This is a genomic window from Xylophilus sp. GW821-FHT01B05 (assembly GCA_038961845.1).
GTDB lineage: Bacteria > Pseudomonadota > Gammaproteobacteria > Burkholderiales > Burkholderiaceae_C > Xylophilus.
Map to the genome: position 1 here is coordinate 4,346,205 of CP152408.1, position 12,129 is coordinate 4,358,333.

Sequence of the window (12,129 nt, forward strand, 5' to 3'; positions counted from 1 at the left end):
ATCAGGCAAGTCGCCACAGGGATACGGGGTGTACCCATGCGGCTCCAGTGACCCAAGAATACTGTATTTTCATACAGTTATATTACCCCTGCTGCGCCGGCTTGGGTAGCGGCGCAGGTGCCTCAGCTCATAAGGTCTCGCCGTCCTTCAGCACACCGGCGGTGCGCAGGGCGGCATCAAGCCACTTGGCGGCCGTGTCGCCGGTCTTGATGGCGGCGATGCGGGCGGCCTCGTCGCGCACCTTCTTGGCGGCGGCGGGTAGCAGGGCCTCGATCTTCTCGCGCTCCACCACGACCACGCCGTCGGCGTCCGCGATGATGAAGTCGCCGGGGTGCACCGTGACGCCGCCGCATGTGACCGGGTGCCCGATGCGGCCGGGCACGTTCTTGGTCGGGCCGTTCGGGTTGGTGCCAACGGAGAAGACCGGGTAGTCCATCTCGTCGATCTCGAGGCTGTCGCGCGCGGCGCCGTCGATCACGACACCGGCAATGCCCAGTTGCTGGCAGGCCGTCATCATGATGGTGCCCATCAAGGCTGCCGTCTGGTCGCCCTTGCCGTCGATCACCAGCACGTCGCCCGGCTTTGCCAGTGCGATGGCGGCGTGGATCATGAGGTTGTCACCCGGGCGCACGTCCACCGTGAAGGCGGTGCCGGCCAGTTTCATGCGCGGGTGCAGCGCCTTGATGCGCCCATGCATGGCGCCGCGCCGGCCGGCCACGTCGGCCAGGATGGCGGGCTGGTATTGCGCGGCCTGCTGGACGATGGCGGCGGGCACGCGCTCGAAGTCGCGAATGATGTCGGGTTGAGAGGTGTTGCTCATGTCTAGTCCTGGAGCGTGCTGCAGAAGCGCTGGATGCGGGCGCAGGCGTCTTCGAGTTGTGTGGTGGCTGCCGCGTACGACAGGCGGAAGTGCGGCGCCAGCCCGAATGCGGAGCCCTGGACGATGGCCACGCCTTCGGCGTTGAGCAGCTCCAACGCAAAGTCGCTATCGGTGCTGATGCGGGTGCCGCTCTCGGTGCGCTTGCCGATCAGGCCCGCGCACGACGGGAAGACGTAGAAGGCACCCTCCGGGGTCGGGCACTGCAGACCGGCTGCGGCGTTCAGGCTTGCCACCACCATGTCGCGGCGCTGGCGAAACACTTCCCGGCGCGGCGCCAGAAAATCCTGCGGACCATTCAACGCCTCTACCGCGGCCCACTGCGAGATGGTGCTGGCGCCCGAGGTGATCTGGCCCTGGATCGAATCCATGGCCTTCATCAGCGTGGCAGGGCCTGCGCCATAGCCAATGCGCCAGCCGGTCATGGCGTAGGCCTTGGACACACCATTCATCGTCAGCGTGCGCTCCAGCAGCGCGGGCTCGACCTGGGCGATGGTGGTGAACTCGAACTCGTCGTAGACCAGGTGCTCGTACATGTCATCCGTCAGCACCCACACATGGGGGTGGCGCAGCAGCACCTCGGCCAGGCTCTTGAGTTCCGCCCGGGTGTAGGCGGCGCCGGACGGGTTGGAGGGCGAATTCAGGATGAGCCACTTGGTGCGGGGCGTGATGGCTGCCTCCAGCGCTTCGGCCGTGAGCTTGAAGCCGTTCGCCAAGGTGGTGGCAGCAAAAACGGGCACGCCATTGCACAGGGCCACGAGCTCGGGGTACGACACCCAGTAGGGCGCGGGGATGACGACTTCATCGCCCGCATCCAGCGTCGCCAGGAAGGCATTGGCGATCACCTGTTTGCCGCCGGAGCACACCATGACCTGGCTCGGCTTGTAGCTGAGGCCGTTCTCGCGCTGGAACTTGCCCACGATGGCCTCGCGCAGTTGCGGGATGCCGCTGACCGGCGGGTACTTGGTCTTGCCAAGGCCAATGGCGCGGACTGCGGCCTCCTTGATGTTGTCGGGCGTATCGAAATCAGGCTCGCCGGAGCTGAGGGCGATGACGTCGCGGCCTTGCGCGGCCAGGTCGCGGGCACGCTGGCTCGCAGCGATGGTGCTGGAGGGTTTGATGCGGGAAAGTGTGGAGGAAATGATCGACACGCTGGGCCTCTGAATGGATGGGAGCTCTGCCTAGATATGGCGGATGTCTGAAATGAATTTCTGCGCACGAGGGTGCTGTGGCCGCGTGAAAAAGTCTTCGGGCGTGGCGCGTTCCAGCACGGTGCCTTCGTCCATGAAGACGATGCGGTTCGCCACCTCACGCGCGAAGCCCATCTCATGGGTGACGCAGACCATGGTCATGCCTTCCTTGGCGAGCTGCTGCATCACCTGCAGGACCTCGCCCACCATCTCGGGATCAAGTGCGCTGGTGGGCTCATCGAAGAGCATGACGGGCGGCTGCATGGCCAACGCCCGCGCGATCGCCACGCGCTGCTGCTGGCCACCCGACAGCTCGGGCGGAAAGGCATCGGCCTTGTGCTGCAGGCCGACCTTCTCCAGCAAGGCGAAGGCGCGGTCCTTGGCTTCTTGCTTGGACAGGCCCCGCACATCCATAGGCGCCAGCATGATGTTCTGCAGCGCGCTCAGGTGCGGGAAAAGGTTGAACTGCTGGAACACAAAACCGATCTCGCTGCGCAGCCGGTTGACGTTCACTTCTTTGCCGTGGATGTCCACGCCGTTGACGGTGATGCGGCCCGAGGTAATGGGCTCAAGCCGGTTGATGGTGCGGATCAGCGTGGACTTGCCAGAGCCCGAGGGGCCGCAGACCACGACGACCTCGCCCTTGTCCACGGTTTCGTTGATCTGATTGAGCGCCTTGTAGGCGCCGTACCATTTTTCGACGTTTTGAAATGAAATCATGAAGCACTCCGGAGTCGCACCTGGCGATCGCGCTTGATCCGCTTCTCGATCCAGGACATGCACAGCCCCAGCGACCAGCAGAGAAGGAAGTAGATGACCGCCAGAATGGCGTAGACCTCGAACGGCCGCGTGAGCAACTGGGCGTTGATCTGGTAGGCCGAATAGGTCAGCTCATTGACACTGATGATGTAACCCAGAGAGGTGTTCTTGATCAGGTTGATGAACTGGTTCAGGATGCTGGGCAGCATCTGGTAGAGCGCCTGCGGCAGCACCACGCGGCGCATGGTCTGGAAGTAGTTCAGGCCCAGCGAGCGGGATGCTTCCACCTGCCCTTTGGGAATGGCCTCGATGCCGGCGCGCACCACCTCGCCCATGAAGGCCAGCTCGTAGACCACCAGGGCGCAGATCACCGTGGTCACGCCAGAAATGCTGCGGCCAATCACCAGCGGCACGATGAAGTAGGCCCAGAAGATGATCAGCAGCACGGGCAGGCCACGGATGGCGTGCACCAGCGTCGAGACCGGCAGGTAGATGGCGCGGATGCGGCTGGTTCTGGCAACGCCCACCAGCACTGCCAGCGGGAAGGAACACACCAGGCCGGTCACCGCCAGGATCAGCGTGAGCGCCAGGCCACCCAGCGGCCCTTCGGGGTACTGCCCGATGAGCAGCAGCAGGCCATAGTCGTGAAGTATCTGCAGCATTTAGCGGCTCCCCCGTGGACGCAGCCAGCGATTGGCGCGGTGGCCAAGCGCCATCAGCAGGAACGAGAAGACCCAATAGAACACCGAGGCGACAGCAAAGGCCTCGAAGGTCTTGAAGGTTTCGTTCTCGATCTGGTGGGTGGCATAGGTCATCTCGGCCACGCCAATGGCCATGGCTAGGCTGGTGGCTTTGAACAAGCCCAGCGACTGGTTCACCAACGGCGGCACGGCCACGCGGATTGCCTGCGGCAGCAGCACCTTGCGCATGGCCGAGACATAGCTCAGCCCCAGCGCACGCGCGGCTTCCAGTTGCGATGGCGGCAACGAGCGCATGCCGCTGCGCAGGTCTTCCGACATGTAGGCTGCCGCATTCAGGGACAACGCGATGCAGCCGAAGATGAACTCGCTGCCGTGGGCGTTGATCCACATCTGCCATGCGTCAGGCAGGAACTGCGGGATGCCGAAGTACCAGACAAAGAGCTGCACCAGCCCCGGCACATTGCGGTGGTAGCCAACGAAGGCAAAGGCCACAGCCTGCAGCAGCTTCACGCCGGACGAGCGTGCCGACACCACCAGCAGCGACAGCACAAAGCCCATTACCCACGACACGGCGAACAGCGCCAGCGTCGTGAGCGCACCGGCAAGCAACCAGTCCGCATAGCGGCCGTGGAAGATGGTGGCGAAATCCAGGGTCAGCATGGGTCAGAAGCGCGAGATCGGGGTCAGCTTCTTCTCCCGGGGAATGTTGTACTTGGTGGTCGGGCCATACCACTTGACCCACATCGCATCCAGCTCGCCCGAGGCCTCCATCTCTTCAAGTGCCTTGTTGACCGCAGCCAGCAGCGCGGGCTCGTCCTTCTTCACCGCCAGCGCCGTGGCCTCCCAGGCCAGCGTCTCGTCCAGGAACTTGAACTTGCCGCCGGTCTCGCTGACAAAGCGCGAGCCAGAAGCCTGCGCAATGGCAAAGCCCTGCACCTTGCCCTGCTGCAGGGCCAGGAAAGCGGTGGGAGCGTCCTGGAAGGTGACGACATCGGCGCTGGGGATCACCCGGCGCGCATGCAGCTCAGGCGTAGAGCCCTTGTTGGCGCTGATCTTCTTGCCCGCAAGATCCGCGAACTTGGTGATGCCCGAGCTGGTAGCCACGATCACCTTGAGCGGGATCTGGTAGTGCGACGCCGTGAACGCCACCTGCTCTGCGCGCTCCTTGGTGTAGCCCATGGCTGCGGCCACCAGATCGACCCGGCCCAGCGCCAGCTCTGGAATGCGCGCTTCGACCGTGACCGGTTTGTGCTCCATCTTGACGCCCAGGTGCTGGGCGACGGCGGCGCAGGTATCCACGTCAAAGCCGATGTACTTGCGCGTGGCCGGGTCCTGGTAGGCCAGCGGCTCGGAGCCCGAGAGCGTGGCGCAGGTCAGGCTGCCGCGCGCCTTGATGTCGCTGAGGCGGTCGGCATGCGCCAGACCCACGAATAGCGTCGCACAGGCAAGGCCGGCAACTGCGGAGCGCATGACACGCTTGAGGCCTGAAGTCATTCGAATCCCCTTTTGATCGAGTGAAGTACGTTTTTCATACTCAACGTATGAAATCATGATTCAGCACGATCTATGCCCGGGAAAACCCGAACGAGAGAAGCTTCAAATTCCATAAATTGCATCGAATTGGTGCAATTCACGTGTTTTGCATGGAATTGGTGCACCCGCACGCCGCAACGCAGCCCTGGGCGTGGCGGAGCCCGGAGCTGTGTGGGAACAAAGGTTTTGGCCGGCGGAATCGACCATGCCGCGCCCCAGGCGGGGCGCTACAGCAGATCAGCGCAGTGTCAGCAAGCCGCCGGGTTGGGGCGGGAAGCGATGGGGATGCTGCATCCCAATGCCGCGGCCAGCGACAGGGCCTGGCTCAGCAGAAATTCGTGCGTCTTCTCGTTGCGGATGTCAAAGCGCTGCTTGGGGCCGGAGATCGTCAGTGCGCCGACCAGGCGGTTGCCTTCGCCCAGCACCGGCGCAGAGATGGAGGCGGTCCATTCGTCGAGGATGCCGGTGGACTGGCGCACGATGCTGGCGGTGTCATGCTGCTGGTAGCCACGGCCGTCGTCAAAATCCCGCAGCACCTGGTCGGTGGAGGTGGCATCGAGCGCCACCACCCGGCCCGCGTTGACGCTGACCCTGAGCGAATGGGCCGAATCGTGGCGGAACAGGCAGAGCCGGGTTTCGCCTTCACGCACGTAGAAAGACGCGCTCTCGCCGGTGACTTCCACCACCTTGGCGAGTACCGGCAACACATAGGCCGAGAGCTGAAAGCCGTTCTCGTAGCTCTTGCCCAATTGGTAGATGCGCGAACCCAGCTGGTAGCGGCCGTCGGCCCGCCGGTGCACGTAGCGCATGCGCTCGAGCGAGATCATGTAGCGCAGGATGACGCTGCGAAACAGGCCCGTTGCATCCTCGATGTCCTTGAGCTTGAGCGGCCCGTCCTGTTGCAGGAACGCATCCAGAATCGCCAAGGTCCGCTCTGCGGAAGCTACCGAACGATCAACGTCTGAAGAGGATTGGGAGGCCATCTGGGGTCGCTAGGGCAAACCGCTGGATTTTAGCGGCGTGCTATCGGCTGCCCGGCCATGGCCCAAAGCGGCGGATTGGTGCATGCTTTGCGGGCGTTCTCTGGAACGCTTTGTGCAACGGAGCCTGAGAAGGAGCACCCCATGCCACCATCTGACGCAACCGAGTTCTCGCACGTGAAGCCTGGCGATACCGAGTTTGTCTCGGGTGGCCTGCGCGACTTCTTCCTCTACCGCGACCTGGGCATTGCCAAGGCCACGCATGGCAAGGTCATCGCCCACCTGGTCAAGGCCAACCTGCCGCCCGAGGCCGGCACCGGCTGGCACCGGCATGAGGCGGACTTCCAGATCGTCTACATGCTCAAGGGCTGGGCCCGCTTCATGTACGAAGACCAGGTGACCCTGGTGCAGGCCGGCGACGTGGTGCACCAGCGCCCCGGCATACGGCACTACCTGTTCGACTATTCGCCGGACATGGAGTACCTGGAGATCGTCTCGCCGGCCGATTTCAAGAGCATTGATGTCGACCCGGTATGCGAGATCCCGCCACCCACACCGTGGCCGGCCCAACCGTAGAAATCACTTTTTGATAGCTAACAGCCCAGGCTGCACCTGGGATACAGGCCTTTTTTCTTTAAATTTCTCAATGTGTTGGTTGTGTTGAATTTTCAGTAATTACTGAAAATTCAACAAAGTCGCGCGACAATGCGCGCATGGCCGATAGCAACTACCTCCCTCCCTTCAACCGCCAGTTCGTCGCCCACTTCGGCGAAATGGGCAGCCGCTGGGGCATCAACCGCACCGTGGGGCAGATCTATGCCCTGATCTTCATTTCGCAGCGCGCGCTCAATGCCGACGACATCGCCGAGGCGCTGGAGTTCTCGCGCTCCAACGTCAGCATGGGTTTGAAAGAGCTGCAGTCCTGGCGCCTGGTGCGGCTGCGCCACCAGCCGGGCGACCGGCGCGAGTACTTCGAGGCGCCCAACGATGTCTGGGACATCTTCCGCGTGCTGGCCGAAGAGCGCCGCCGCCGCGAGATCGAGCCCACGTTGTCGATGCTGCGCAATGCCCTGCTGGAGTCGCCCGGCACCGAACAAGAGCGCTACGCACAAGAGCGCATGCGCCAGATGCACGACCTGATCGACCGGCTCATGACCTGGTTCGACGACGTGCAAAAGCTCGCCCCGGAAACCGCCATGCAGCTGATGGGCATGGGCGCGGCCGTCACCCGCGTGCTTGAATTTAAGGACCGCCTGCGCGGCAAGTCGGCGAACAAGGAGAGTTGAGCGTGGACGCCCTGGTTCTCTCCCGCATGCAGTTTGCGGCCAACATCAGCTTTCACATCCTGTTCCCGGCGATCAACATCGCGCTGTGCTGGTTCTTGCTGTTCTTCCGGCTGCGCCACAGCGCCCACAAGGGCCGCGACCCGGTGGCCGCGCAGGCCTGGGAGCAGGCCTACTACCTCTGGACCAAGATCTTTGCGCTGAGCTTTGCGCTGGGCGTGGTCTCGGGCATCACCATGAGCTTTCAGTTCGGCACCAACTGGCCGGGCTACATGGAGCGCGCCGGCAATATCGCCGGGCCGCTGCTGGGCTATGAGGTGCTGACCGCCTTCTTCCTGGAGGCGACCTTTCTTGGCGTGATGCTGTTCGGGCGTGGCCGCGTATCAGACCGCGTGCACCTGTTCGCCACGCTGGCCGTGGCCTGCGGCACCACGTTGTCGGCCTTCTGGATCCTGAGCCTGAACTCGTGGATGCAGACGCCTGCGGGCTTCGAGATGATCGACGGCAAGATGCACGCCACCAATTGGCTGCAGATCGTGTTCAACCCGTCCTTCCCGTACCGGTTGGCGCACACGCTGCTGGCCTCGACGCTGACCGTGGCCTTTCTGGTGGCGGGCCTGAGCGCCTGGCAGATCCTGCGCAAAAGCGCCAACGCCGGCACGCACCGCGCCCTGCGCACGGCCGTGATCGCCGCCGCCATCGCCGCGCCGCTGCAGATGATTGCGGGCGACATGCACGGCCTGAACACGCTGCAGCACCAACCGGCCAAGATCGCCGCCATCGAAGGCATCTGGCACACCGAGAAGAGCGCGCCGCTCACCCTGTTCGGCTGGCCCAACGAGAAGGCGGGCCGCACCGACTACGCCGTGACCGTGCCCAAGCTGGCCAGCCTGATCCTGGCGCATGACATCAACGCCGAGCTCAAGGGCCTGAACGAATTCCCCAACGCGCACCCGCCGGTGGCGCCGGTGTTCTGGAGCTTTCGCCTGATGGTGGGCCTGGGCGTACTGATGCTGCTAACCGCCTGGTGGGGCACCTGGACGCTCTGGCGCCGGCGCCGCCAAGTCAGCGCGGCACTGGCGCCGTTCTCGCGTTGGCAGTTGCGCCTGCTCGCCGCCATGACCTTCTCCGGCTGGCTGGCCACGCTGGCCGGCTGGTACGTGACCGAGATCGGCCGCCAGCCCTTCCTGGTCTACGGCGTGCTGCGCACCGCCGACCTGGTGGCCGACCACCCGCCGCAAATGGTGCTGTCCACCCTGATCGCCTACCTGGTGGTGTACGCACTGCTGCTGGTGGCCTATGTGCGCGTGCTGATGCACATGGCCGGGCCGCCCAAGCCCGCCGCGCCAGCCACACTCATTGGAGCCACGCCATGAACATGACCTGGAACGAAATCCTGCCGCTGATCTTCATGGCCGTAATGGGGCTGGCACTGCTGGCCTATGTGATCCTGGACGGCTACGACCTGGGCGTGGGCCTGCTGCTGCCCTTTGCCACCGACGCCGAAAAGGATGTCATGGTGGCCAGCATCGGCCCCTTCTGGGACGCCAACGAGACCTGGCTGGTGCTAGGTGTGGGCGTGCTGCTGATCGCCTTCCCGCAGGCGCACGGCATCGTGCTGGGCGCGCTCTATCTGCCGGTGGCGGTGATGCTGATCGGGCTCATCCTGCGCGGCGTGGCCTTTGACTTCCGCGTCAAGGCGCGCGACGAACACAAGCGCTTGTGGAACCGCATCTTCTCCATCGGCTCGCTGGTGGCCGCCGTGGCGCAAGGCTGGATGCTGGGCAGCTACATCACCGGCTTTGACCGGGGCGCGCTGTCGCTGGTGTTTGCCGCCGGCATCGCGCTGACGCTGCCGGCCGCCTACGCCATGCTGGGCGCGGGCTGGCTGATCATGAAGACCGGCGACGCGCTGCAACTGAAGGCGGTGGCCTGGGCACGCCGCGTGATCCTGCCCATGGGCGTGGCGCTGCTGGGCATATCGCTGGCCACGCCGCTGGTGAGCCCGGAGATCTTCGACAAGTGGTTTGGCCTGCCGCAACTCTTTGCGCTACTGCCGATACCGCTGTCCTGCCTGGCCGCCTTCTGGGCCACCTGGCACGTGATCGCCCGGCCGCGCATCGTGGCCGCGGGCTATGGCTGGGTGGTGTTCGGCAGCACGGTGGGCATCTTCATCATGGCCTTCCTGGGGCTGGCCTACAGCATCTACCCCTTCATCGTGCTGGACCGCCTCACCGTATGGCAGGCCGCCAGCGCGCACGAGTCGCTGGTGGTGATCTTCATCGGCGTGGCGATCACGCTGCCGGTGATCATCGTCTACACCATCTTCATGTACCGCGTGTTCTGGGGGCGGGCCCGGGAGTTGAGCTACGGCTTGTGAGGCGCGTGCAGTGCATCGGCACGGCCATGCAGCGTAAGCCGCGTCAACAGCGCGGCCACCAGCGCACAGCCGGCAATGCCCGCCACCATGGGCCGCGCCGTGCCGTCCACGAACAGGCCCACCACGGCGATCACCGCGGCGCCGGTCACGAACTGCAGCGTGCCCATCAGCGCCGAGGCGGTGCCGGCAATGCTGCCGTGCTCCTCCAGCGCCAGCACCGCCGTGGTCGGTATCACCAGGCCCAAAAAGCCATAGCCGATGAACAGCATCCCGGCCAGCACAGGCAACTGGTCAAAGCCCAGCAGGTCCAGCGCCAAGAGCAGGCTCATGGTGATGGCATAGCCCGTCACGGCCACGCGCACCGTGCGGTGCAAGCCCCAGCGCGCGCCCAGCCAGCCCGTGAATTGCGACGCGCCAATAAAGGACACGGCATTGACCGAGAAAGCAATGCTGTACATGCGCGGCGTCAGGCCGTAATGCTGGATCAGCACGAAAGACGAGTTGGCCAGATAGGCAAAGAAGCTGGAGATGCCAAACGCACCGATGAACACCAGCCCCAGAAAATGCCGGTCGCGCAGCAACACGCCGTAGCCGCGCAAGGCGCTGCCCACGCTGCTGTCCACGCGCTCATGCGCGGGCCGGGTCTCTGGCAGGCTGGTGCCCAGCAGTGCCAGGCCCAGCACCGCCGCCACCGTCACCGCCCAGAACACACCGCGCCAGCCGGTCCATTCGATCAGCAGGCTGCCGGTCAGCGGCGCCAGGATGGGCGAGACGCTGAACACCAGCATCAACAGCGACATCAGCCGCGCCGCATCATGGCCGGTGTGCAGGTCGCGCACCACCGCGCGCGGTATCACCATGCCGACGCAGGCGCCCAGGCCCTGCACGAAGCGGAAGGCGATCAGCGTGTGCACGTCGCCCGCCAGCGCGCAGCCAATGCTGCCGGCGGCAAACACCAGCAGCCCGAAGTACAGCGGCGGCTTGCGCCCGAGCATGTCGGACACCGGACCGTAGACGATCTGCCCCAGCCCCATCGAGATGAAAAAGGCCATCAAGCTCATCTGCACCGCGCCAATGTCTGCGCCCAGGCTTTGCCCAATGGAAGGCAACGCCGGCAGGTACATGTCGATGGCGAACGGCCCAATGGCCGACAGCAGACCGAGCACCAGCGCGGTCCGCAAAAGAGAGGTTTTCATGGGAGACGGAAGAGAAAAGAAGCCGCAGCGCCAGCAGCCCGCACCGCGCCGGAAGGCGGCGATGATGCCTCAGAACGGCAAAGGCTGCTTAGCGAACCAGCCAGCCGCAGGCCAGCAATGCGGCAAACAACAGCGCCAATGTACGCACCGACGCCGCCCGGCGCTCCACGCCGTAGTGCAGCGCCGTGCCCGCCAGCACCGACAGCACAAAGGCTGCCAGCATGCCCCACGCGTTGGCCGCCGGGTCGGCCGGCCAGTTGCGGCTGACCCAGGTCGCCACCAGCAGGCAGACCGGGAAGTGGATCAAGAACACCGAGTACGACATGCGCCCCAGCCGCAGCAGCGCCGGGTGCGCCTGCCAGCGCTGCAGCAGCTCGCTGCGCTGCGCCCAGGCCAGCACCAGCGCGGCCACCAGCGCCGTGGCCAGGCGCCCGCGCCAGTCCAATGCCAGCGCCGGCACACCCAGCACCAGCATGGCTACGATCCAGCGCCGCGGGTGGCGCGAGCGGCCCGCCCACCAGGCCAGCATGCCCAGCCCGTAAGAGCCAAAGAAGTACAGCGCGGTGTCGTCGTACTCGGCGTGCCGGTTGAAGATGGCCAGCGACAGCATCGCAATCACCAGCACCAGCACGGCCCCGATATGCGTGCCGTGGCGCGGCCAGCGCCGTTGCAGCGGCCGGGTCAGCGCCAATAGCAGCACCGTCAGCGCAAACAGCTGGAAGTCGATCGCCACGTACCAGACGCCGGCCGACAGCCCGCCCTCGCCGGCCAGGTCCTGCACCAGCAGGCCATGGGCCAGCAACTGCTCGATGGTGGGCGCGTCCGGCACCGCCGGGTTGTGCAGCGCCGGGCGCACCAGGGCGGCCACCAGCACGCTCACGCACAGCGCCGCCAGGTAGGGCGCGGTCAGGCGCGCATAGCGCCGCAGGATTTGCGCCAGCGGCCGCTCGAAGCGCGGTCGCCCTTCCGGCGCCAGAGAGGCCGCGGCCAGGAAGCCGCCGACCACCAGGAACACATGGACCGCCATGCGCGCGTACTCGGCCAGCCAATCCAGCAGGGCCGGCGCCAGCGGCCGGGCAATGTCCGACATCGGCCCATAGAACGCCAGGTGGTGCCAGATGATGAACACGCAGGCAATCGCCTTGAGCGCATCGATCACCGGCATGCGGTGGGCATTGGCAGGAGCGGACATGGTGAAAGGAAAGCGAGTGCCGGACAAGGCAAAGGCCC

At 65.1% G+C, this 12,129-nt stretch carries 13 protein-coding genes; 4 read left to right on the forward strand and 9 right to left on the reverse strand.

Annotated elements, in window-relative coordinates; genetic code table 11:
* Positions 1–127: 127 nt before the first annotated feature.
* The 7 genes from AAFF27_20260 to AAFF27_20290 form a co-directional block, all read right to left on the reverse strand.
* Positions 128–820: an RraA family protein gene (locus tag AAFF27_20260; protein XAH22332.1), complete on the reverse strand. Its 693-nt coding sequence runs from the start codon at positions 818–820 to the stop codon at positions 128–130.
* Between the two features lie 2 nt (positions 821–822).
* Positions 823–2,028, reverse strand: a complete 1,206-nt coding sequence (locus AAFF27_20265) for a pyridoxal phosphate-dependent aminotransferase (protein XAH22333.1) — start codon at positions 2,026–2,028, stop codon at positions 823–825.
* Positions 2,029–2,058: 30 nt separating this feature from the next.
* On the reverse strand, positions 2,059–2,787 hold the full coding sequence (locus AAFF27_20270) for an amino acid ABC transporter ATP-binding protein (protein ID XAH22334.1): 729 nt from the start codon (positions 2,785–2,787) through the stop codon (positions 2,059–2,061).
* A complete protein-coding gene (locus AAFF27_20275; GenBank protein ID XAH22335.1) occupies positions 2,784–3,488 on the reverse strand; it encodes an amino acid ABC transporter permease in 705 nt (234 codons plus the stop codon). Before AAFF27_20275 ends, AAFF27_20270 begins: the two co-directional genes overlap by 4 nt.
* Positions 3,489–4,187 (reverse strand): amino acid ABC transporter permease, encoded by a 699-nt coding sequence (locus AAFF27_20280; protein XAH22336.1) that lies wholly within the window; start codon positions 4,185–4,187, stop codon positions 3,489–3,491.
* 3 nt (positions 4,188–4,190) lie between these two features.
* Positions 4,191–4,997 (reverse strand): ABC transporter substrate-binding protein, encoded by an 807-nt coding sequence (locus AAFF27_20285; protein XAH22337.1) that lies wholly within the window; start codon positions 4,995–4,997, stop codon positions 4,191–4,193.
* Positions 4,998–5,308: 311 nt separating this feature from the next.
* Complete coding sequence (locus AAFF27_20290; GenBank protein ID XAH22338.1) at positions 5,309–6,043, reverse strand: helix-turn-helix domain-containing protein; 735 nt, start codon at positions 6,041–6,043, stop codon at positions 5,309–5,311.
* Between the two features lie 141 nt (positions 6,044–6,184).
* Here AAFF27_20290 and AAFF27_20295 point away from each other — a divergent pair, with 141 nt between their 5' ends.
* The 4 genes from AAFF27_20295 to AAFF27_20310 all read left to right on the forward strand — a co-directional run bounded on the left by AAFF27_20295 (position 6,185) and on the right by AAFF27_20310 (position 9,703).
* A complete protein-coding gene (locus tag AAFF27_20295) occupies positions 6,185–6,616 on the forward strand; it encodes a cupin domain-containing protein (GenBank protein ID XAH22339.1) in 432 nt (143 codons plus the stop codon).
* Between the two features lie 137 nt (positions 6,617–6,753).
* Positions 6,754–7,326, forward strand: a complete 573-nt coding sequence (locus AAFF27_20300) for a GbsR/MarR family transcriptional regulator (protein XAH22340.1) — start codon at positions 6,754–6,756, stop codon at positions 7,324–7,326.
* A gap of 2 nt (positions 7,327–7,328) precedes the next feature.
* A complete protein-coding gene (locus AAFF27_20305) occupies positions 7,329–8,699 on the forward strand; it encodes a cytochrome ubiquinol oxidase subunit I (GenBank protein XAH22341.1) in 1,371 nt (456 codons plus the stop codon).
* A 2-nt stretch (positions 8,700–8,701) separates the two neighbouring features.
* Positions 8,702–9,703 carry a cytochrome d ubiquinol oxidase subunit II gene (locus AAFF27_20310; GenBank protein ID XAH26276.1) on the forward strand — a complete coding sequence of 334 codons (1,002 nt, stop codon included), beginning with the start codon at positions 8,702–8,704 and terminating at the stop codon, positions 9,701–9,703.
* On the opposite strand, the gene AAFF27_20315 is transcribed toward AAFF27_20310, so the two are convergent.
* Positions 9,691–10,899 carry a multidrug effflux MFS transporter gene (locus AAFF27_20315; GenBank protein ID XAH22342.1) on the reverse strand — a complete coding sequence of 403 codons (1,209 nt, stop codon included), beginning with the start codon at positions 10,897–10,899 and terminating at the stop codon, positions 9,691–9,693. The two genes, AAFF27_20310 and AAFF27_20315, sit on opposite strands and share 13 nt — an antisense overlap.
* 88 nt (positions 10,900–10,987) lie before the next feature.
* Positions 10,988–12,091: an acyltransferase gene (locus AAFF27_20320; GenBank protein ID XAH22343.1), complete on the reverse strand. Its 1,104-nt coding sequence runs from the start codon at positions 12,089–12,091 to the stop codon at positions 10,988–10,990.
* Between the last annotated feature and the right edge of the window lie 38 nt (positions 12,092–12,129).